Raw genomic sequence first — 21,808 nt, 5'->3', positions numbered from 1 at the left:
AGGATACGCGATGGTAGGAAATATGATCGAAACATGTTTGTTGTCTAATAGATGTTTATGAAGACCTTTTAATTAGCGGGTGTTATTTAATAGCCGCTTCTAAAGCTACCTCCATCATTTCATGGAACGTTGTTTGTCTTTCTTGGGCTGTAGTTTCTTCCCCTGTTAAAATATGGTCGGAGACAGTTAATACTGATAACGCTTGACGATCAAATTTTGCAGCTAATGTGTAAAGGGCTGTTGTCTCCATTTCTACAGCTAGCACTTTATAAGCTGCTAATTTTTCGTTAACTTCTTTTGCGTTATCACGGTAGAAGGTATCACTTGTAAATACATTGCCCACTTTTAAGTTCAATCCTTTAGCAATACCTGCATCATAGGCGTTCTTTAGAAGCTCAAAATCGGCCAACGGTGCGTAGTCAATCCCTCCAAAAACCATTCGATTCATTTGCGAATCAGTTGTGGAACCTTGAGCAAGTATAACGTCTCTCACTTTTACATCCTTTTGAATTGCACCACAAGTACCCACACGAATTAATTTTTTCACGTCATAGCTTTGAATTAACTCATTCACATATATGGATATAGAGGGTATCCCCATGCCTGTTCCCTGGACAGAGATTTTTTCACCTTTATATGTCCCTGTATACCCTAACATGCCTCTTACTTCATTATACTGTTTTGGATTTTCCAGGAAAGTTTCAGCGATAAATTTTGCTCGAAGTGGATCTCCTGGCAATAAAATTTTATCAGCGATCTCTCCTTGTTTTGCACCAATATGTACACTCATAATGATTGCCTCCTTATAATATTGAATAGCCTTCAAGATAACGGTATCATAGGCGTTCGCTAAAAACAACTGCCAAGAAATAAGGAGTGTTGAATAATTTATTGTTGGAAAACGTATGTTAATGAAGAAGCAAATAATGTTCCTCGCTGTTTAAACAAAAAATACAACATTTTATTAAAAAAAACACTTTTTTGTTTCAAAAAATCATTTTTTTGTATATAATAGGTTTAGCTCAGTTTTTCACTTGGATGAAGTGTATACCTTATACTTATAAAGCTTGTTCCAGTAGGAGAAAACAAGGTTAAGGAAGCAGGGGGTATCATCTTTAATTACGTTGGGAAAAGTAAGCGGATTAAAGTTGGTATAAAAGATAGATAAATCCTATGCTTGCTGAGCCATTTTAATAATTTTTAACATTACATTACAAGATAATTTCTTTGGAAGGATGAAGGAAAATGACAGAAAAAACTTTTACAATTACCGCAGATACTGGAGTACACGCACGTCCAGCTACACTTTTGGTTAACAAAGCAGGACAGTTTGAGTCTGAAGTAGAAATTAGTTACAATGATAAAACGGTAAATTTAAAGTCCATCATGGGTGTTATGTCACTTGGTATCCCTAAAGGAGCAAAAATTAAAATTTCTGCTAATGGATCAGATGAAAATGAAGCACTTAAAGGTATCGAAGAGGTTATTAAAGAGCATCTTGGTGAATAATAGAAAAACTGTCAGCATAAAAGCTGACAGTTTTTTACTTTGAGATAGATGATGCAAAATCAAACTTTGATTCTATAGTAACGCAGTGTATACCTGTACCTGGTAAAAAGACATGAAGAATGGCATGCGTTTTACAGGTGTTTCTGATCACGCGTTAATAGTATGCTTTTTCCAGTCTGTTTAAACATGTAAGTGCAGCTTGATTATAAGCGGAATCCTCCTGCGATAGCTTTTGCTTATATTCTTCTACGGCTTGTTTTAATGAATCTGCATAATCAGGTACAGTCTCAGTGAAGCGATGCACTGCCGCTTTTTTTACGTTGGTTTTTTCGCCAAATGCTAGTGCCTTCCGTTCATGAAAGAAAACGCCTTCTGTCTGATGGGGGTTATGTAAGTCTCCTTGCATCGGATGTTTTTTTACAGCTAGCACTTCTACTACATAACGGTCTCCTTTATCTGCAATCACTTTTCCGATATAGGTGCCTGATCGATAATGTGCTTTTACCATTTCCCCGATATCTACGTCTGCCATTCTAACCAGCCTCCTTCTGTAATAAAAAAATATGCTCTTTTTCTCTATTTTGCCAAAAATAAAGTATAACTTCAATTCGTAGGTCTTCCTCTTTCTATTACTGGATATTACCATCAATCAATGTCTAAAGGACTCTGAATAGAATCGGTCATATACGGGCAGATTGATTGCAGCTTACTTTATTGAGTTTTGACTTCATAGGATGGAAAGCGAGATGGTTTTTCCAGTACGGAAGATTTGACGAACAATTTGCTTTATATCTTTAGGTAATGATGATAAGTTTGATATAATGATGTGGGAGGATGTGAGGGGAAATGATGCCTTTTCTTTATTTTCCAGAGGATAAATCGGAATATATCCCTGCCATTATTACATTAGTCGTGTTTTTTATAGCTGCAGGGATCACTATGTACATTATTTATAAAAAGTCAAAAAAAGACGAAAAAAAATTCAAGCAAGAATATCATCACGAACTAAATGAATCACGTGATAAATGAGCCCTCTTATAAAAAAAAGAGGGTTTTTTATATAGGAACCTATAAAATGAGGTACTTGTGGATAACGAAATAACCGAATAGCCACGTCCGGCGCATGAGACCAGCAACGATGCGACTTTACGAAATGCGCCCTACGATAAGGCCTCATCGATTCATCGCTAGAGGAAGGCCGACTAAAAACGGGCTTACCGCCCAGACGTCGGTATACCCCTGTTTTAGTGGCATGATTCCTTTATTCCGGTTGATCCGTTCCATTCGCTATGTCGCTAAACGGGTGCCCCGCGCCTTTGTCACGTTAAAGCAAAAGCATATGGAATGAGGTTGAAGGATGATTTGTTATTCGTATCTAAACTAGAAAAAAAGAAAATGACTTCCGACATACCATTTGAACATTAAATTAAAACAATTTTATAACATATGAGTAGCTCTTTAATCAACGGGAAAGCTAAGTAAAAAGAAAGGGTGGAATCGAAATCATGCGACTATTTCTATTCGTTCTACTTATCCTGTTGATGGTAGCTTGCCAACCGGAAGACGAAAAAACAAGAGAGGCGGAAATGTACAATTCATCCGGTGACATGGTTGGAACAGCAACCTTTAGTGAACAAGCCGATGGAGTGAAGGTAAAAGTAGAACTGGAAGGGCTGGAACCTGGGTTTCATGGCATCCATGTCCATGAGTACGCTAAATGCGAAGGACCAGACTTTACATCTGCTGGGAATCATTTTAATCCTACAGGCGCAGAACATGGCCTGATGCACCCTGAAGGTCCCCACTTAGGGGACTTGCCAAATATAGAAGCCGATGCGAGTGGAGTAGTTAATGCTGATCTAATGTTGCCACAAGTTACTTTATTGGATGGAAAGAATTCATTAACTTCTGGAGAAGGTACATCCATTATTGTTACGAAAAACGAAGATGACGGAATGAGTCAACCAGGAGGCGATTCTGGAGAAAGAATTATTTGTGGAACATTGACAAAAGAAAAAAGTAAAGGTGAAAAATCACCAACAGATCCAACGCAAAATAATGACGAATCAGAAAAGTAAGTTCAATGAAATTTTGCTCATGCAAAAAAGCAGGCTTGGCTAAAGTGGTTAAGCACGTTGCCTGCTTTTTCTCTGCTATATCTAGAACAAGGTGGGTGAAAAGCTGCTTCACCTTATGTTTTGTATAGCTTGAATGATCCTGTTAACTCCTTCTTCCAAGGTTACTCTCGGACAAGCGATATTCATTCGCATAAAACTCGAACCTTCTTCTCCATAATCTTTTCCAGTATTTAAACCCACCTTGGCTTCTTGGATCATAAATTTTCGAAGTGCATCAGGCTCCATTTTTAACGTGCTACAATCAATCCAAAGCAGATACGTTCCTTCTGAGTTTGTAACAGTAATATAAGGAACCTGTGTTTGAAACATTTTCTGGACATATTCTTTATGACTTTTTAGTACTTCACGGAGTTCATCAAGCCATTGGTCTCCATGTATATATGCAGCTTCTAAGGCAGTGTTTCCCATGGTGTTAAGTTCATGCACACCTTGTTTTGACAATTGATTATTTATTTTTTCCCTTAGCTCTTTATTGGCAGTAACAATATAAGAAGCTTGTAAGCCCGCTAAATTAAAGGTTTTTGATGGTGACATGCACGTTATCGCTTGATTGTTAATTTCTTCTGAAAGGGACGCGATTGGAATATGAATTTCACCAGGGAAAGTTAAATCACAATGTATTTCATCTGAAATGATAAGCACGTTATATGCTAAGCATAATCTGGCTAATTGTTCCAGTTCTTCTCTTTTCCATACGCGACCAACTGGATTATGTGGCGAACAAAGAATAAACGCCTTTACGCCTTGCTTTAACTTTTCTTCAAAATCGTTAAAATCAATCTGATAGTAGTTGTCTTCATAGCGCAAGGGATTTTTAACGATTTGCCTGCCGTGACTTTTAATTACATTATAAAAAGGTGTGTAGACAGGTGTTTGAATCAAGATTTTGTCATCAGGTTCTGTGAATGCTTGCACTGCCATATGTAAGCTCGTTACAACACCTGGGCTAAACGATAACCAGTTAGGGTTAATTTCCCATTGGTGTCTGCGGTTAATCCAGTTTACAATCGATGCTTTGACGGCATCGTCCACCATCGTATAGCCATAAATGCCGTGTTTAGCACGCTCAATGAGTGCTTCGTTTACTTTATCTGGAGCTTTAAAATCCATATCTGCTACCCACATCGGTAATACATCGTCCGTCTGAAACACGGGTTCTAACATATCCCATTTTACCGATCGGGTATTTTTTCTATCATGTTGTACTTCAAATATATTCATTTCCCAGCCTCCTTTTTGTTTTTCAGCTTTATTAGAATATTAATTTTGTTGGAGACATAGTTCGCAATCCGGTTTTTTGTTATGAACGGATCACCTACGTACCATCTGCTCGCACACATATCTATAGTATAACATGTTCATCAAATCCTGAAAGAGCAGAGTAATGAATATTTGAATTTATTTACCCCGTATATAAGATGCTGCAAGGGGTTGGATGATCTGTACTGCAACCATTCTAAGTGGGAGATAACAGCACCTAAATGCCCTATTTCGTAAGCGGTCTTTAGGTCATCCCATTTACAGTACTAACAATCAGTGGGGGATGAATGAAAACCTTCACTGAGATTTACTTCTATCCTGTATTTGGAAATATAGAGGGTTTGCAATAGTTTCAGCAATTTGACAAAGCAACCGATGGTGGGAACATAAACTTTATTTACCCCGTATGTGAGATCCGTCAGACTCCAGCTTTAAGATTTGGAGGCGATCCAAAGTAGAAGATAACGGAACCTAAAATCTGGTTTCATTTTTAGCAACAGTTAGAATGTTGGAGGCTAACACGTAGAAAAAGTACTTCTCTTGTTCATGTTCACATCCCAAATGTACGAAACAGATTATATGAAAAAGAAGCGTCGTGCTTATAACAAAAGAAAAAAGCAAAGCGATGTTAGCGCTTTGCCTACAGGGGGAATACGAGAAAGTCTTACATTCCTTAGTTTACCCAATAAAAAATATTTTAAACATAATACATACATTTTTATCATTTTTACGCTGGATGGCTAAGCTTTTCGGTGCTTCTTTAATAGGTGCTTTTCTCTTAAAGAATGTAGCACCCATAAGTTAATTGATTTGTAAAACAAATTCAATATGGAAAAAAGAAAAAGTGGGGATTGAAAACCCCCACTATGCCTGTCCATGTAAGTTGCTGTAACCCCCGCTTGAAGGAGTCCAAGTAGACAAAGAAAGTATGAGGGAGAACAGCCCCCAAATCCACGCTTCGTTCAAGCTAGTCAAGTCATACTCTTGCGGTAGAGATGAACGAACAACCCCCTGATTGAAGTTTCATTTTATAATCTGTTTTCCAGGTTTTTTCTTTCTTCTTCAAATCCAGGTTTACCTAAAAGAGCAAACATGTTCTTTTTATATGCTTCTACACCTGGTTGGTCAAACGGATTAACACCTAATAGATAGCCGCTGACCGCACAAGCCTTTTCAAAAAAGTAGACAAGATAGCCAAAAGTGTAAGCATCCAGCCTAGGGACTTCTACGACAAGATTCGGTACTCCGCCATCCGTGTGGGCAAGAAGCGTCCCTTGGAAAGCTTTGTCATTAATTTCATGAATCGTCTTTCCAGCTAAATAATTTAATCCATCGGCATTAACAGGATCACTTTCTACCGTTAATTGATGCTTAGGCTCTTGTACACGAAGCACGGTTTCGAAAATATTACGGCGCCCTTCTTGAATATACTGTCCTAATGAATGTAAATCAGTTGAAAAGTTAGCAGAAGATGGATAAAGACCTTTGTGATCTTTACCTTCACTTTCCCCAAACAACTGTTTCCACCATTCTGCGAAATACTGTAGGCTTGGCTCATAATTAATAAGTAACTCCGTAGTTTTTCCTTTATTGTAAAGAATGTTACGAACAGCAGCATACTGATAGCTAGCATTATTTTTTAAATTTGGATCGTTAAAATCGTTCATCGCATCACGAGCACCATGCATCATATCATCAATGGAAGCGCCACTTACAGCAATTGGAAGGAGCCCTACAGCTGTTAAAACAGAATAACGTCCACCGACACCATCAGGAATAACAAATGTTTCATATCCTGCTTGATCTGCAGATGCTTTTAAAGCGCCTTTTTCTTTATCCGTTGTAGCGAAGATGCGTTCTTTTGCAGCTTCGGTGCCATATTTTTCTTCTAATAGTTGCTTGAAAATACGGAAGGCAATTGCTGGCTCTGTTGTTGTACCACTTTTAGATATAACGTTAATGGAAAAATCTTTATCCTTTAAAACGTCCATTAAATCTTGCATGTAGGTGGAACTCATATGGTGTCCAACAAATATGATATGTGGTGCCTGACGCTCCTCTTTAGCTAAATAATGTACAAAAGAGTGGTTAAGCATTTCTAGTGCAGCCCTTGCTCCTAAATAAGATCCACCAATACCGATTACTAACAGCACGTCCGAATGGTTGCGAATTTTTTCTGCAGCTTCTTTTATTCGTTTGAATTCTTCTTTATCGTATGTTTCAGGTAAGTCAATCCAATCAAGAAAGTCGCTTCCAGCCCCAGTTCGATTATGTAGCGCATGATGAGCTGCTTCTACTGCATTCTCTAAATGATCTAGTTCCTGCTCATTCATAAATGGAAGAGCTTTTTTATACGTAAATGTTACGTGAGTCATTTGTAATCCTCCTTCGAAGAGATAAAATAAAGTTTGTTACAATATTCACTTTACCCAAGAGGCGGTGGGAAATCAAGAAAGAAACTGTATAATCTCCGTTCATTTTACAAAAACTATTCTAGATACTAAAGGAAGGAGGTTGTAAACATGAATGGTATACAACGTACAGCTTTAGCGATTACAATTATTGGTGCAGTGAATTGGGGCTTAATTGGTTTATTTCAGTTTGACTTAGTGGCTGCGATATTTGGTGGTGAACAAAGTGCAGCATTTGCCCGCGTTATCTATACATTAGTTGGGCTTAGTGGGCTTGTATTGATACCACTGTTATTTAAAACCGATGAAGCTTTTGCAGATCAGCGAGAACCAGAAAGAGCAAAACGATAAATAAATAAGGCAAACTCATGTAAGGGAGTTTGCCTTATAGTTATTTTCTATTGTAGCTGGATTGTTTCATCCACTCTTCTAATTTATCTTTCAGTGTATTAAATCCAGCTGGTTCTGTTTCTTCTTGCTTTTGCTTAACTTGCTTTGGTTTTGCCTTTGGGGCTTCTTGGGTGGCACGAATTGATAAAGAAACTTTATTTTTTTCTTCATCTACTTGTAAAACTTTTACTTTGACTTCGTCACCAACAGTTAAATGATCATGAATATCTTTAACATATCCATGGGTTACTTCAGAAATATGAACAAGACCTTGTGTTTCTTCATTTAGAGCTACAAAAGCACCATATGGTTGAATTCCAGTAACCTTTCCATCCAAAATTTGTCCAATCTCAAAATTGCTTGTCATGCTGAACAACTCCTATTTCTATTCGTTTCTTTTTACACAATAAAATATTTTAGCATAATAATGGGTATGTAGCAAAACATAAGAGTAGCACCCCGTTAATATTAGATCATCAAAGCATGAACGAATATGTCTTTAAGCAGATTTTTTAACATGCTCTATTATTTTAGGATGGAAGGAGAAAAGCAAATGGTACCTTTACAATCAAATTTAGAAAATAAAACCTATAACTTATATAAAATGGAGGAAGTGCTAAAGCCCATTGGTTTCGTGATAGGATCGAATTGGGAATATGATCATGGGTATTTTGATATTAAGCTGGATGATCGAAGTACGTATTTCTTTTTGCGAATTCCGTTTGAAGCCATTGCGGGGTCTTTAGACTCACCAGGTGTTACAGTCCGTATTCAGCAGCCGTTCTTACTGGGGCATCAATATGAGGAAGGAAATGATCAAGATAGCAGGAATGGGGCTATACAGGGGCTGGTTAATCAATTCCAAACCCCAACGGACCCAGATACGGAGATTCCTAAAACATATATAGACATAGGAAAAGAATGTATTAAGGAAGTGGAAGCAGCATTACTTACCCCACGGAATGAGTCCAATTAACTGATCCCCTTTTTTTAAGCGGAATGTAGGCGAAGGATTTATATGGTAGCGGTCAGCACGGATAACTCCTAACAGAATTTGTTGTTTATTCCGTAATCGAGCAACTGTATCTTGAAAGGATACACCCTCCAGATCTTTTTGTACTTCTTCGTGGTAAAATTGTTGGGTACCTAACAGATGAAAAACATCTTCAAATGGTTTGGACCTTGCTTGCCGAAATAGCTCTTGATAAAACAGCACACTGGTAAAATCATTGGAGCGAATAATCGTCGTAGCTCCAGCGCGATGTGCATTTTCAATTTGCGTAGACGTAACAATTTCTGCAATAATCGGAATGGTTGGGTGATTTCCACGAATAGCAACAGCCGTCAAAATAGTAATGTTGTCAGCGTCACGTTCATTTTTGGCAGTGTCTGTTGTTATTAATACGCGCTCTGCTAATTTAATATTTGCTTTTTTTAAAACGGCATCCTCTGTCGGATCACCTTGTATAAAGTGAACGGGATAATCAGAAAATGATACATGCCCTAGTGTCGTATCGATAAGTACCATTTGAATGTGTGAATTGGACTGAGCAATGGATTCAATTAATCGCCTGCTCCTTTCATTCCAACCAATGAGTACAAGGTGATGACTTCCTTTAAACGCTACTTTTCCTTCTTCGATGGCCTGTTCCTGACGAAAAGTGGAAGCTGCCAAAGAAGTAATGTAAAAAGCAATTAAACTGCAACCTGTTAAAATTAACAGTATAGTCACTAATTTCCCAATAGGGGTTAACGGCACGAAGTCTCCGTAACCAACTGTTGCCCCAGTGATGAAGGCCCACCATATACCGTCAAAAATGGAGGGGAATTGATCTGGTTCCGCAATATGAATAAGATATCCGAAAATGAACATAAATAAAAAAATGCTAATTAGCAGTTTGATTAATAAAGGAAGCTTAAAATAGATTTGTTTAATAAGACGAATGCTCACATTACTCACCTGACTCTACATGCTTTCTCGAAGGAAACCGTAAATGTCTTTCTTCATAATCATCACATCATAATGGAATAGCCTGCTATTATTTATCTCGTATATAGGTGTTGTAAGACTCCAACTTCAGTATTTGGATAATCTGTACTACAGCAACTCAAAGTGGGCGATAATAACACCCAAATGCCCTATTGCGTAAGACGACTTTACGTTACGTTCCTTGTGGTACTAAAATCAGTGGGAGTAAATAAAAACCCCTACTGATTAAAGATTTATTTCCATTTCGTGTTTGAATAACGAAAAAAGTTTATTCGCCATACGAGACATTACTTGTAATGAAAAATATGATTTCCTTATGATACATGGTATAGTATTCAAGATAGTAAACGAAATGCAGAAGAGGAACTGTGGAAAATGCAATTCGTTCTGGCAGTAAATACAGTCCCTCTGAAAAAACTTTTCGTTTCCATATAAGTAACAGTACGCAACAACTTTAGCGGATAATCTTTCTAAAACAGTATTGACAGGTTCCATCCTTTATAACCGTATAGGGATGGTATTTTGGGATAACAAATTTGGATAGGTGGCTTAATTTAAAGTAACTTATTAATTTTAATGTCTCCGCCTACAGTAGAAAACGATGTTTAACTTGCTCATAAACGAGTTTGGTTAAATTCAATTTTAATTTGAAGTAAACAGATATTCAATAAGTGTAGGTTTTCTTTTATCCTCCAATTATTCTATTGGGCTTTTACCTTCTAGGATTGGAGAACAGGTCTTCCAACCATTTTTATCCGGGCTATGAGTAGATCTTTTAATATACCTTTAAAGTGCTTTCTGCAATGCGTTTTTTAAGCTACTATAAACATCTTGCCAAAAATGGGTGTTATCACGAAAGGTTTTGTTCATAAATAGAATCATTTCCTTAAACTTTTCCTGATAATCGCTTGACTCTTTATTTGGCAGCGTGCCTTGCGCTTCATTTACAAACGCTTGAATGCTTTCTGCACGAGGCCCCCATTTGGTCCTTTCGTTTCCATGCTGGTCGATAAAAATAAGAATCGGTATTGATCGCGATTTTCCATTAGTTAAATATTGGTCCATCAGTGCTAAATTCTGATCACGATATAACATTCGAACGTTCATATCGGTTACTTCTGCCAATTTAAGTAAAATGGGGATATTAAGCATGGCATCACCACACCAGTCTTCTGTAAGTACGATGACCTGCAATTGCCTTTCTTTAACTTGCTCCCAAAAATGATGGTCATCTGGTAAATCGAAGTGATCATAAATGGTGAGCAAATTTTTCTTATGCTTTGTCATTTCCTCGATATAGGTATCTGGTTCTATGCCTTTTTCAAACCATTGTAGAAGATTCACTGCATATCGCTCCCTTTCAATATTTTTTAGTATAACTCCATGAATTTTGTATGGAGATATCTGCTAGCTTTTATTCCCATTAAGTGCTTTATTAAGTCTACCGATCCATGTATGAATCGTAAACAAAAGTGCTTATGGAATGATTTTTTGCTATGATAACAATAGAACCTTTTGGATGATTAGGAGGAATTTAGATGCAATTAGCAAATCAGGAATTTTTATTAGAGTTACTAAATACACCATCCCCATCTAGTTGTGAAATGGAAATACAAAAGAAGTGGATGAAGTATGTTAAAAAATTTGCGGATGAAATAAGAACCGATCACGCTGGCAATGTAATTGGCATTTTAAATCCGGAGGCACCATTTAAAGTGCTTTTAGCTGGACACTGTGATGAAATTGCACTTGTTATTAACCGCATTGATGAACATGGTTTTCTACATTTTGATAAAATGGGAGGCATTAATCCAAAAGCAGCTGTTGGAATGATGGTGACTGTATTAGGAGAAAGTACAAGAGTTACAGGTGTTATCGGCGTGAATGCCCAGCATCATGGCGGATTAAAAAATGATTTTGGCTTGGAAGATTTGTTTATCGATTGCGGTTTTCGAACGAGGGAAGAAGCCGAGAAACAAATACATATTGGAGATTTAGCAGTGTATAAAACAGAGCCAGAAATATTGTTAGATCGTTATATTGCTGGGCGCGGACTGGATAACCGGACAGGAGCGTTTATTGTAGCAGAGGTGTTAAGAAAATTAACAGAAACGAACTGTCAAGTAGGTGTTTATGCTGCTAGCACTGTAAATGAAGAAACAAATATGGGAGGAGCTTATTTTGCAGCTGCAGGTGTAGAGCCTGATATGGCAATTGCTTGTGATGTTACATTTGCAACGGACTATCCCGGCGTTAATACGAACAAGTATGGTGATGTTCGTCTAGAGAAAGGACCGGTATTAGCAAAAGGTGCACCAATCAATCGAAATATGAATCAACTATTAGAAAAAACAGCTAAATCATTAGCAATGGACATTCAATATGAGCTTACACCGCGTATGACTGGAACAGATGCTGATAAAATGCGTCTAACCGGAAAAGGAGTCCCTATATCACTTGTGTCACTGCCACTACGTTATATGCATTCTCCTGTAGAAACAGTAAGCATTAAAGATATAGCGGAGGAAATTGAACTATTGGTGACTATGATATCTTCCTTAACTGGAGAAGAAAGTTTAAGTCCACTTGAACTATAAACGGATTTTAATATGCATGATATGATACAACTTTCTGAATGAGAAAATAATTTATTGAAAGATAACACGACTTATAGGTATATGGAAGGTGATTTGGTAAAGATATAGGCTTATGATCTATTTCTGGAATGTGAAACCCAAGTATAAAGTCTCGTTTTTTCCTATCACAAGCAAAAAAATGCAATCTATATTTTTGATAAATAGGTCAATTTTATCGTTTTTTACAGATATTCCCCTTTTTATAGAACAACGATTAACAAGTAAAAGCTGTTTTTTCTTATTTTTTATAGGGAAGAACAGCGTTTTTATTTGCAAAAAAATATTAGATCAGCAATAAGCTACATGAATATATAAAAGAAAAAATGAGACTATTTTATCAATTTAGAATATTGCCATATAATTCGACTTGTATCGACACAATCTCCCTTTAATTCTCTACTATACTTAGTCTAACAACATAGACTGACAAGCTAGCTACAAATGCATAGAACCAAAAAAGGAAGGAGGGCGCGATAAGCTAGAGTTCTTTCATTGTAGCTTTGGTAAAAAAAGTGGGGAGGAATAGTTTTGAAAAGAAAAAGAAGGCGACAATCCAAACTGTTTAGCATTGCCGCAACATTCTTTATTGCATTTTCTTTACTAACACCCGGAATGGCAAATGCGCAAGGTTCACAGAAATTGCACGAGTCAGTAGGCGATTCCAGTAAAGTGATGGAAAATAAGCTGAGCAGCAAATTAACGAAGCTATTTAAAGATAGTGATCAAGTGACTTTCCTTGTGAAATTTGCTGACAAAGCAGATGTGAAAGAGGCCGCGAAACAAGCAAAGAAAAAGGCGAAAAAAGCTAGCTTAACTGCGCAAAAAGTAGAGCATGCACAACGCTCCGCAGTTATCTCGGAATTGAAGGCTACTGCTTTGGAGTCACAAGCGAATGTGAAAGATTATATACAAAAGCAAAAAGAAAAAGGGGAAGTAGAAACATTCCAAGCCTACCATATTGTGAATGGAATGTCGGTAACTGCTACCAAGAAGATAGCTGAAAAAATTGCCACTTACCCTGAAGTAGAGAAAATTTTGCCGAATGAAGAACGAAAGCTGTTTGAAGTAAAAGTTGATAAAAAGGCAAAAGAAATAAAAGCTGAAAATGCGGATGTAGAATGGAATGTCGAACGAGTCGGAGCGCCACCTGTTTGGGATATGGGCTTTGACGGATCAGGTATTGTTGTCGGGAGTATCGATAGTGGTGTTGAGTGGGATCATCCAGCTCTACAGGAAAAGTATCGTGGATATAATTCAGAAACTGGTCAAATAGATCATGCTGCTAGTTTCTTCGATGCCACAGCTGGAGAAGAAGAAGCCTATGATGATCACGGACATGGTACCCATGTTACAGGCACGATGGTCGGAGCTGAGCCAGATGGTTCCAATCAAGTAGGCGTAGCTCCTGGTGCAAAATGGATTGCTGCAAAAGGTTTAAATGCAGCAGGTAATGGATATGACAATTGGTTATTAGCTGCAGCTGAGTGGATGTTAGCACCAAATGGAGACGCTTCCATGGCTCCGGACATTGTAAATAACTCGTGGGGTGGAGGCTCTGGTCTGGATGAATGGTATCGGGATGTAGTTACTGCTTGGAGAGAAGCAGGAATTTTCCCAGCGTTCGCTGCAGGAAATACGACCTTATTTAATCCTGGTGGACCTGGTTCGGTAGCTGTACCAGCAAATTATCCTGAATCATTTGCTATTGGTGCTACAGACGTTAATGATGTGCTAGGAAGCTTCTCTTTACTTGGACCTTCACCTTATGACGAAATAAAACCAGAAGTAACAGCACCTGGTGTTAATATACGTTCAAGTGTACCAGGCGGAGGCTATGAAGGCGGTTGGAATGGCACTTCAATGGCAAGTCCAGCGCTTTCGGGTGTTTTAGCATTAATGAAACAAGCGGATTCCAGCTTAACGGTTGATGAAATGGAAGAGATCGCGATGTCAACCGCAAATCCATTAACGGATAGTGAATTCCCTAAATCCCCAAATAATGGGTATGGACATGGTTTAGTTAATGCCTATGACGCTGTTTCCTCATTAGCTTCTGGTTTAGGAACCATTCAAGGACAAGTAACGAAAGCTGGAGAAGATACGGAAGCACCAGTTTTTGAACATGAAGCGTTAACGGAAGCGTATATGGGGATGGATTTGAATTTAACGATTCAAGTGACAGATAATATTAGTGTAAATTCTGTAAATCTACAATATACGAATGCGGGTGGGGAAGAAAAAACAATTGAAGCAGAGCAGATTTCAGGAGACTATAAAAAGGGAACGTATCAAGCAACGATTCCTGGTGAACAACTTACTGGCGAAACACTGTCGTATACGTGGCATATGAATGATTTTGGGAATAATGAAGTGAGTAGTGAGACGTACGAGGTTGCTCTACTCCCGGGAATTACGGTTGGGTATGAAGAAGATTTTGAAGCAGTTTCTGCGGGCTGGACTGTATTTGGTGAGAACAACAGTTGGGAGCGTGGTATGCCAACTTCTGGTCCAGAAAGTGCAGCTTCCGGAGAAAATGTATATGCAACCAATTTAGCAGGTGAATATGAGAGTAATTCGAATACCACGCTTGTGATGCCGCCGATTGATCTTCCTGAAGAAGGGGGAGCCTATTTACAATTCAATCAATGGCATAATTTAGAAAAAAATTATGACTATGGTCACGTATTTATTTCTACAGATCAGGAGGAGTGGACACAGCTTAAAGAAATCTCGGATGTATCCGATGGTTGGGAGAATGCGGAGATCGATTTGTCTGATTACCTTGGTCAACGAGTTTATATTGGTTTTAACTTAGATACGGACGGTAGCGTAACACGAGAGGGCTGGTATATCGATGACGTAGCCTTAACCGATACACCTAATACAGATAGCGTGTCATTGAAAAAAGCGCAGCTTAACCCTAGTTTGTTAGGATTTAGTGGTTTGCAAAGGGTTGCTGCTAAGGATAAACAGGATAAAAAGTCAGCAAAGAAGGAAAAAGTAGACCCTGCAAAAATCAAGCCCGAAATGCCAAAGAAGAAACCAAAAGCCGAACAAAATCCTATCAATCCAACGTTATTGCCAATGCAAGCACAAGTAAGTGTATTAGAAAGTGGACGTACAGTAACTACAGATCCAGCTACAGGGAATTATTCTCTGTTGCATGGTGCTGGTGATTTCACTGTAAAAGCAGAAGCTTATGGATTTGAGTCTCAGGAGCAGTCTGTAACCATTGAAGCAGATGGGACAGCGGAAGCGGATTTTACGTTAGAAGAAATGGATCAATATACTGTAAGTGGCACGGTTAAGGATGAACAAACAGGCGAGCCTGTTTCAAATGCTACCATTCTAGTAGTAGAGGATGCAAATATTGATCCAGTAACAACGGATGAAGCTGGTAATTATTCACTAACGGCTTATCGTGGTACGTATACGCTAAAAGTGCTTGCTACTGGTTACCATGGTACCGAGAAAGAAATCGTTTTAAAGGATGGCGATATTACTGAAAACATTGAACTAGAACCATTTTACACCTTACCAGGTGGTGAAATCGCGTATGATGATGGAACTGCAGAAAATGCTCGAGCTTTCTATGATGCTGGAAATGGCTGGGGCGTAAAGATGGCATTACCAGAAGGAGAAGAGAATGGTATTGTAGATGCAGCAGTCTTTAAATTTTGGAACGATGAATTTCCAGTTCCAGGCGGTACCGCGTTCCAAGTAGAGGTTTGGGATGCAACTGGACCTGATGGCACACCGGGTAAGAAGTTAGCTGGTCCTGTCGACGCAGAAGCCGTTCGCGATGAAAATGATTGGACGGTTGTTGACTTAAAAGAGCATGGCATAGTTGTAGAAGAAGAATTCTACGTCGTCTATGTACAAACAGCACCAAATACAGGAGCACCTGGACTTGCTACGGATGAGAGCAGTCCAAATGCGGATAGGAGCTATCAATTAGTCGGTGGTGCATGGTCAAAATCACCAGCAGATGAAGGAAACTATATGATCCGGGCTCGTGTTAATTACGAAGTGGAGCAACCTGTTATTACCTCCCCAAAGGATGGAACGATTACAAATGAACAAGAGGTTACTGTTGAAGGAACTGCTTCACCAACGACGACCATTCAATTGATGAATAATGGTGAAGAACTGGACTCAGTTGAGATAGGCGATGATGGTTCGTTTGCCATCCCTGCAGCTTTAGCAGAAGGGGAAAATGAATTAACGGCTGTATCGTTGCTTGATGGAACACCGACAGGAGAGTCGGAGCCGGTAAATATTACACTGGATACGAAAAAGCCTGAGTTAACGATCGATTCACCAAAAAATAAGGACAAATTAAATCGAGAAACTGTAACTGTGGAAGGTACTGTTTCTGATGAGCATCTGGATGTCGTTAAAGTGAACGGGAAGAAAGCAAAAGTGGAGGATGGTAAGTATTCTAAGCGCATTTTACTAGACAATGGAGAGAATAAAATTAAGGTCGTAGCGCAAGATGAAGCAGGCAATAAAGCAAAAGAACAAATTACCTTGGATGTTGATTTCACTGCTCCAAAAATTGAGAATTTAACGCCGACAGAAGATGTTAATCTTAAAGCTGGAGAATCGGTGAAATTCGAATTTGACAGTGAACCAGGTTTAAAAGCAACCTATGTCATCCATATGCCACTAACAAATACTGTAACGAACGCTAAGGAGCTGCCAATGATGGAAACATCAGAAGGTCATTATGTCGGCTATTGGACAGCAACGAGCAGTGTGGTTGCAGAAGGTGCAGTTATCGAAGTGAAGGTAGAAGATAATTACGGCAATGAACAACGCAAACAGGCAGAAGGTAAATTGTGGATTAACGCAGAAAAGTAGTTGCTATTGCAAAACCTCGCATTCCAAATGGGATGCGAGGTTTGTTTTGACGGAGAGAAAAAAGATTTCTAATTCAATACTCTGGGAGCTAGGGATGATTGTAAAAATATACCTAAGCAGGAAACATAGAGCTTCCAGGCACGTTATAGTTTCTCTTAAAGAATAAGAAAGTATAAACTTAGGTGCTTATGGATAATGAAATAACCGAATAGTCACGTCCAGCGCATGAGCCCAGCAACTAGGCGACTTCACGAATCGCCCTACGATAAGGCATCATCGGTTCATCGCAAAGAGGAAGGCCGACTAAAAACGGGCTTGCCGCTCAGGCGTCGGCATACCCCTGTTTTTAGTGGCATGATTCCTTTATCCCGTAAAAAGGCGTTGTAGACTCCCACTTCAAGAATGGAAGATGTGAACTAAACAAGTCGAAGCGGGAGGTAACAGCACCTAAACCCCCGATTCGTTCAAGGGCCTTTAGGTCATACCCTGGTGGTACTAACAATCAGCGGAGATGAAGAAAACCCCGCTGATGGAAGGTTCACTTTATCTCAGTTGATTCGTTCCATTCGCTACGTTGCTAAACGGGCGCCCCGCGCCTTTGTTCCACTATAGGAAAGTATAAGATTTTTTTGGTTTATAGTATAAGAAAAACAAAGGCTTCCGCCATAAGACTTGGCGACAAGCCAAGTTTTTCTAATATAATCGTTTTAATTCACGTGAAACCATCGAGGTGTATATCTGAAGAGCCATCTCCGTAACTAACGATACATTGCAAACTCCATTACCGCCGCTATGGCTATAGTTCTTCAATTGAACGTTGCAGAGGAACCAGTCCGTGTTTGATTTTTAGGCAAAATACTTACATAGTGTTAAAAGAGTATGGGAAATTATCGTTCTTTGTTTCTCACTAGTAAATATACTATATAGTTTTATTTTCTTGCAAAATCAATAATTGTCATGTAAAATAACCGTAACAATAAAATATCGATTCCATCTTCGGGGCAGGGTGAAATTCCCGACCGACGGTAAAAAGCGTATGCTTTAAGTCCGTGACCCACAATAATTATTGTGGTTGATCTGGTGCAAGTCCAGAACCGACAGTTACAGTCTGGATGGGAGAAGATGTCGAGCCGAATCATAGGTACGCAGATGTGCCTTGCTTTTTCCTATGCTTGTTTACGTTTACCCTAAAGCCCCGATTAGTTGCTTTAGGGTTTTTTACTGTGAGGAAAGGAACAGGCTTTGATCCTTCATCACGAGATTGGAATCGATACATGATGAAGGGAGAAATAGAATATGCAACCAATGAATAAACAATCATCGAAACTGATGAAAGTCATTGTATTAGCTTTATTAGGAACGATCTCATTATTGTTGTTTTTCTTGAACTTTCCACTGCCGTTATTACCAGCTTTCTTGAAAATTGATTTCAGCGATGTTCCGGCTTTAATGGCTTCCTTAATCTTTTCACCGTTTGCTGGCGTACTTGTAGTGGCTATTAAAAACCTTTTGTATTTAGCCGTCTCTGGAGCATCTGATCCAATTGGCGTACTTGCTAACTTAATAGCTGGCATATTGTTTGTCGTACCAGTTTCCATGCTGTATCACAAATTTAAAGGTGTGAAAAGTATTGTTTCTGGCTTAGTTACTGGGACTATCATTATGGCAGTTGGAATGAGTGTATTAAATTATTTCGTTTTCTTACCGGCATATGCATGGTTCATGGGCTGGGAGGACATGTCCAGTACAGCGATTAAATGGGGAGTTGTATATGGTGGGATCTTACCATTTAATATCATAAAAGGAATTATTGTTGGTTTATTATTTGTTCCATTATTTTTAAAGCTACGTACATGGCTTGAAGAAAAGCAAACAAAATTTGCTTCGTCGTAATATATTTTTATAAATGAATAAATAGAGCAGTGCAGTCCATCATTTCTAATGGATCGCACTGCTTTTTCACGTTCTTTTGATGCGAAATGCCGCAAAACTCGTTTTAGTTAAGGTTGGGTTTTTGTAGAGGTATATGTTTTGTGTGCAAAGTATAAGTAATAAATCTACCCCAATATTTTGGACACAAAAAAGGTAAGTTTTTAGTAGTTCTTTGAATTAATTTTGCAAAATAACATGTCTTCAAGAAGATATCACTTCAATAACAATAACCTTATAAAAGTTTATCCCATATATAAGATGCTTTAAGACTTCCGCTTCAGGAGTTGGATAATTTGTACTACAACAAGTCTAACTGGGAGATGACAGCACCTAATCCTCTATTTCGTAAGAGGCCTTAGATTATACCATTACGGTACTAACAATCCGTGGGGCAGGAATGATTACCCCCACTGATTGAAGATTCATTTTATATAATAGCATTGCACAATGATTTTGTCATAAAATTCCTGCTTTCATCTAAAATTCATAATAGTTTTGGTAGTTCTAATACAGATGTTTTGCTAGTCTAGATACAGGAGGTAGCTAAATGAAAATAAGTAAACAAACCCAATATTAGAGAAAGCGTGATGGATTATCTCAAGAAGAATTAGCACAAAAAAAATTTATGTAAGCCGTAACTCTGTTTCTAACTGGAAAAGGGGGAAGAGTTATCCGGATATTGAAGTTTTATTGCGTATGAGTATACTCTTTGATGTTACTATTGATCATTTAGTGAAAGGAGATTTAAAAGAAATGAAACAAGAGATTAATTTAATACGTTTTAATCAATGGGTTATCGTTATGATTATTTCTTTCACCATATTAGCATTACTAATCATACCAAGCTTTCATTATTTCGGCATTTATGGATGGATCATTTTGATTCCTATTGGATTGATTAGTCTTTATGCTGGTTACAGGAGTGAAAGCCATAAAAAGCAAATAATGCAAACCAACAATTTAAAAACTTTCGAGGAAATACTTAATTATGTCGAAGGTAAAGAACAAGGACAGCATACTGATCGTGTTCCGGATAAATCAAAAATCGTTACATCTATATATGGAATAGTTTTCTTTTCATTCATTATAGTATCTGTTATTGTCTTTTTATAAATTGATAACTGTAATTAAGAGTTATTATTTGTGGAGTTGAACGAAGTAATTTTTAAAGTTTCTAGTATGTTTATTTTATATAGTAAAGGCTATATTCGCTTAAGAACATAAAGAGAGTAATTGCCTAAAAAATATAAAATTGTTGAGGTGAGACATAGAGACTCTGCGAGCACTATTTCTCAGCCATCATTCAGCTTTTTTAATACGTTTGTCGGTTTGCAAAAAAAGCTATCCATCCTTGGTTCTCATGTAAACTCGTGCAGTGACTTCTTTATGGATCATAACACAGCGCAAGTGATGAATGTACTCAGCTTTCTTGTATCGAAATATTACTAATTTTGCAGATTTAAAGTCCAAGTATTGTACATTTACTTCGTGAAAGGGTGCTATACAAGCATTACTATAAGGACTACCCTAATCATAAATGTGTTATAGTAGCAACAACTTTTATTTTGTAAAAATAATAGAAAATGAGGTGTTTTCATGACTTATGGCAATATAACGGATGTACCTGGGATTAAGGTGGGGAATGTTGAGGATACAGAAGCGATGACAGGCTGTTCAGTGATTGTCTCAGAAGATGGAGCTGTTTGTGGTGTTGATATACGGGGAGCTGCTCCGGGAACTCGTGAGACAGCCTTGTTAAATCCAGTGAATGCAGTAGAACAAGTTCATGCAATTACGCTTTCTGGAGGGAGTGCCTTTGGGTTAGCAGCTGCTGATGGAGTCATGCACTATTTAGAAGAACAGGGAATTGGTTTAGATGTTGGTGTTACCAAAGTACCAATTGTTCCAGCTGCGATATTATTTGATTTAGCTGTTGGAGATGGAAATGTCCGTCCCGATAAAAAAATGGGTTACCAAGCAGCCAAACAGGCTAAAAAGGGAGCTTTTACGTTTGGAAATGTTGGTGCTGGATGTGGTGCAACGGTTGGTAAATTAACAGGTATGGAACAGTGTATGAAAGGAGGCCTTGGCAGTGCTTCCGTTGAACTAGAGAATGGTGTAATCATTGGTGCATTAGTAGCTGTAAATGCAGTTGGGGATATCAGGCACCCTGAGAGTGGAGAAATACTTGCAGGTCCGATTGACCCGAATACGCAACAAATAGTAGACAGTATTACATACATGCAAAAGAATCAAAGTCAAATATCGCTTGGTATGAATACGACGCTTGGCGTTGTGGCAGCTAATGTTTCTCTTACTAAAGCAGAGGCGACAAAAATCTCACAAGTAGCGCATAACGCGCTGGCTAAGACAATCTATCCTGCGCATACCATGTTGGACGGGGATACGATTTTCACATTAGCGACAGGGAACAAACGCGCTTCCGTTGATCTTATCGGTGCCATGGCAGTGAAAGTAGTCGAAGAAGCAATTGTTCAAGCGGTTATTACAGCTAACTCGGTTGGAAATATACCTTCCTATAAAACGTTTAAGTCAAAAAAGTAATTGGTTTAGTTAATCATAAACTGAAAATGACTGAGGCCGGACAAAACTAAAACAGTTGATTAAAAAACGAACAATAAATAAGTCCTTGTGTAAACACAAGTTTTTAGCGAGTCA

Annotated in this window: 18 protein-coding genes, 1 pseudogene and 1 riboswitch; of the genes and pseudogenes, 12 read left to right on the top strand and 7 right to left on the bottom strand. The window is 38.3% G+C overall.

Translation table 11 applies throughout. From position 1 onward, the window contains the following. Nucleotides 1-82: 82 nt before the first annotated feature. Nucleotides 83-790 (bottom strand): purine-nucleoside phosphorylase, encoded by a 708-nt coding sequence (gene deoD / locus BKP57_RS03190; protein ID WP_050350387.1) that lies wholly within the window; start codon nt 788-790, stop codon nt 83-85. 455 nt (nt 791-1,245) lie between these two features. Between deoD and BKP57_RS03185 the strand changes: the two genes are divergently transcribed. Next, the gene (locus BKP57_RS03185; RefSeq protein ID WP_050350388.1) at nt 1,246-1,509 is read left to right on the top strand and encodes a phosphocarrier protein HPr; all 264 of its coding nucleotides are present in this window, start codon (nt 1,246-1,248) and stop codon (nt 1,507-1,509) included. 154 nt (nt 1,510-1,663) lie between these two features. On the opposite strand, the gene BKP57_RS03180 is transcribed toward BKP57_RS03185, so the two are convergent. Beyond that, nucleotides 1,664-2,041, bottom strand: coding sequence for a kinase-associated lipoprotein KapB (locus tag BKP57_RS03180; protein WP_050350389.1), 378 nt, complete (start codon nt 2,039-2,041; stop codon nt 1,664-1,666). Nucleotides 2,042-2,355: 314 nt separating this feature from the next. On the opposite strand from BKP57_RS03180, the gene BKP57_RS03175 reads away from it, so the two are divergent. Both BKP57_RS03175 and BKP57_RS03170 read left to right on the top strand, forming a co-directional pair. Beyond that, complete coding sequence (locus tag BKP57_RS03175) at nt 2,356-2,538, top strand: hypothetical protein (protein WP_050350390.1); 183 nt, start codon at nt 2,356-2,358, stop codon at nt 2,536-2,538. Between the two features lie 476 nt (nt 2,539-3,014). Further along, nucleotides 3,015-3,587: a superoxide dismutase family protein gene (locus tag BKP57_RS03170; RefSeq protein WP_050350391.1), complete on the top strand. Its 573-nt coding sequence runs from the start codon at nt 3,015-3,017 to the stop codon at nt 3,585-3,587. Between the two features lie 108 nt (nt 3,588-3,695). Here the strand turns inward: BKP57_RS03170 and BKP57_RS03165 are convergent, their stop codons facing one another. Beyond that, nucleotides 3,696-4,868, bottom strand: a complete 1,173-nt coding sequence (locus BKP57_RS03165) for a MalY/PatB family protein (protein WP_050350392.1) — start codon at nt 4,866-4,868, stop codon at nt 3,696-3,698. Nucleotides 4,869-5,935: 1,067 nt separating this feature from the next. After that, a complete protein-coding gene (locus tag BKP57_RS03155; RefSeq protein WP_050350394.1) occupies nt 5,936-7,282 on the bottom strand; it encodes a glucose-6-phosphate isomerase in 1,347 nt (448 codons plus the stop codon). Between the two features lie 147 nt (nt 7,283-7,429). Between BKP57_RS03155 and BKP57_RS03150 the strand changes: the two genes are divergently transcribed. Then, a complete protein-coding gene (locus BKP57_RS03150) occupies nt 7,430-7,669 on the top strand; it encodes a DUF378 domain-containing protein (RefSeq protein ID WP_050350395.1) in 240 nt (79 codons plus the stop codon). A gap of 40 nt (nt 7,670-7,709) precedes the next feature. On the opposite strand, the gene yugI is transcribed toward BKP57_RS03150, so the two are convergent. Next, the gene (gene yugI / locus BKP57_RS03145) at nt 7,710-8,075 is read right to left on the bottom strand and encodes a S1 domain-containing post-transcriptional regulator GSP13 (RefSeq protein ID WP_050350396.1); all 366 of its coding nucleotides are present in this window, start codon (nt 8,073-8,075) and stop codon (nt 7,710-7,712) included. A gap of 186 nt (nt 8,076-8,261) precedes the next feature. Here yugI and BKP57_RS03140 point away from each other — a divergent pair, with 186 nt between their 5' ends. Continuing rightward, nucleotides 8,262-8,684 carry a YugN-like family protein gene (locus BKP57_RS03140; protein ID WP_050350397.1) on the top strand — a complete coding sequence of 141 codons (423 nt, stop codon included), beginning with the start codon at nt 8,262-8,264 and terminating at the stop codon, nt 8,682-8,684. Here BKP57_RS03140 and BKP57_RS03135 read toward each other — a convergent pair. Together BKP57_RS03135 and BKP57_RS03130 are read right to left on the bottom strand one after the other, a co-directional pair. After that, nucleotides 8,655-9,659, bottom strand: a complete 1,005-nt coding sequence (locus BKP57_RS03135; RefSeq protein WP_050350398.1) for a potassium channel family protein — start codon at nt 9,657-9,659, stop codon at nt 8,655-8,657. The two genes, BKP57_RS03140 and BKP57_RS03135, sit on opposite strands and share 30 nt — an antisense overlap. Nucleotides 9,660-10,484: 825 nt before the next feature. Continuing rightward, nucleotides 10,485-11,042 (bottom strand): thioredoxin family protein, encoded by a 558-nt coding sequence (locus tag BKP57_RS03130; protein ID WP_072740976.1) that lies wholly within the window; start codon nt 11,040-11,042, stop codon nt 10,485-10,487. A gap of 194 nt (nt 11,043-11,236) precedes the next feature. Here BKP57_RS03130 and BKP57_RS03125 point away from each other — a divergent pair, with 194 nt between their 5' ends. The 7 genes and pseudogenes from BKP57_RS03125 (at nt 11,237) to BKP57_RS03105 (ending at nt 21,694) form a co-directional block, all read left to right on the top strand. Next, nucleotides 11,237-12,295 carry a M20/M25/M40 family metallo-hydrolase gene (locus BKP57_RS03125; RefSeq protein WP_072740975.1) on the top strand — a complete coding sequence of 353 codons (1,059 nt, stop codon included), beginning with the start codon at nt 11,237-11,239 and terminating at the stop codon, nt 12,293-12,295. A gap of 567 nt (nt 12,296-12,862) precedes the next feature. Continuing rightward, nucleotides 12,863-17,197, top strand: coding sequence for a S8 family peptidase (locus tag BKP57_RS03120; RefSeq protein WP_072740974.1), 4,335 nt, complete (start codon nt 12,863-12,865; stop codon nt 17,195-17,197). Between the two features lie 988 nt (nt 17,198-18,185). Next, nucleotides 18,186-18,325: riboswitch (FMN riboswitch) on the top strand. Next, the gene (locus tag BKP57_RS22420; RefSeq protein ID WP_198035018.1) at nt 18,310-18,510 is read left to right on the top strand and encodes a hypothetical protein; all 201 of its coding nucleotides are present in this window, start codon (nt 18,310-18,312) and stop codon (nt 18,508-18,510) included. It overlaps the preceding riboswitch by 16 nt. Beyond that, a complete protein-coding gene (locus BKP57_RS03115; RefSeq protein WP_236691361.1) occupies nt 18,494-19,090 on the top strand; it encodes an ECF transporter S component in 597 nt (198 codons plus the stop codon). Before BKP57_RS22420 ends, BKP57_RS03115 begins: the two co-directional genes overlap by 17 nt. A gap of 630 nt (nt 19,091-19,720) precedes the next feature. Next, nucleotides 19,721-19,807: pseudogene (locus BKP57_RS23375) on the top strand (transcriptional regulator); the annotation flags it as partial. A gap of 18 nt (nt 19,808-19,825) precedes the next feature. Further along, on the top strand, nt 19,826-20,242 hold the full coding sequence (locus BKP57_RS03110) for a hypothetical protein (RefSeq protein ID WP_050350402.1): 417 nt from the start codon (nt 19,826-19,828) through the stop codon (nt 20,240-20,242). Between the two features lie 483 nt (nt 20,243-20,725). Continuing rightward, a complete protein-coding gene (locus BKP57_RS03105; protein ID WP_050350403.1) occupies nt 20,726-21,694 on the top strand; it encodes a P1 family peptidase in 969 nt (322 codons plus the stop codon). Nucleotides 21,695-21,808 lie beyond the last annotated feature (114 nt).

Source organism: Virgibacillus sp. 6R, from assembly GCF_001895305.1.
Lineage (GTDB): Bacteria > Bacillota > Bacilli > Bacillales > Amphibacillaceae > Virgibacillus > Virgibacillus pantothenticus.
The sequence above is the reverse complement of the archived record's forward strand: the minus strand, read 5'-3'. Positions and strand labels throughout refer to the sequence as shown.

Coding starts and splice junctions, on each gene's coding strand:
- BKP57_RS03165 (WP_050350392.1), bottom strand. CDS start 4,868: ATGAATATATTTGAAGTACAACATGATAGAAAAAATACCCGATCGGTA.
- yugI (WP_050350396.1), bottom strand. CDS start 8,075: ATGACAAGCAATTTTGAGATTGGACAAATTTTGGATGGAAAGGTTACT.
- BKP57_RS03140 (WP_050350397.1), top strand. CDS start 8,262: ATGGTACCTTTACAATCAAATTTAGAAAATAAAACCTATAACTTATAT.
- BKP57_RS03105 (WP_050350403.1), top strand. CDS start 20,726: ATGACTTATGGCAATATAACGGATGTACCTGGGATTAAGGTGGGGAAT.
- BKP57_RS03180 (WP_050350389.1), bottom strand. CDS start 2,041: ATGGCAGACGTAGATATCGGGGAAATGGTAAAAGCACATTATCGATCA.
- BKP57_RS03125 (WP_072740975.1), top strand. CDS start 11,237: ATGCAATTAGCAAATCAGGAATTTTTATTAGAGTTACTAAATACACCA.
- deoD (WP_050350387.1), bottom strand. CDS start 790: ATGAGTGTACATATTGGTGCAAAACAAGGAGAGATCGCTGATAAAATT.
- BKP57_RS03110 (WP_050350402.1), top strand. CDS start 19,826: ATGAGTATACTCTTTGATGTTACTATTGATCATTTAGTGAAAGGAGAT.
- BKP57_RS03175 (WP_050350390.1), top strand. CDS start 2,356: ATGATGCCTTTTCTTTATTTTCCAGAGGATAAATCGGAATATATCCCT.
- BKP57_RS03170 (WP_050350391.1), top strand. CDS start 3,015: ATGCGACTATTTCTATTCGTTCTACTTATCCTGTTGATGGTAGCTTGC.
- BKP57_RS03155 (WP_050350394.1), bottom strand. CDS start 7,282: ATGACTCACGTAACATTTACGTATAAAAAAGCTCTTCCATTTATGAAT.
- BKP57_RS03115 (WP_236691361.1), top strand. CDS start 18,494: ATGCAACCAATGAATAAACAATCATCGAAACTGATGAAAGTCATTGTA.
- BKP57_RS22420 (WP_198035018.1), top strand. CDS start 18,310: ATGGGAGAAGATGTCGAGCCGAATCATAGGTACGCAGATGTGCCTTGC.
- BKP57_RS03150 (WP_050350395.1), top strand. CDS start 7,430: ATGAATGGTATACAACGTACAGCTTTAGCGATTACAATTATTGGTGCA.
- BKP57_RS03185 (WP_050350388.1), top strand. CDS start 1,246: ATGACAGAAAAAACTTTTACAATTACCGCAGATACTGGAGTACACGCA.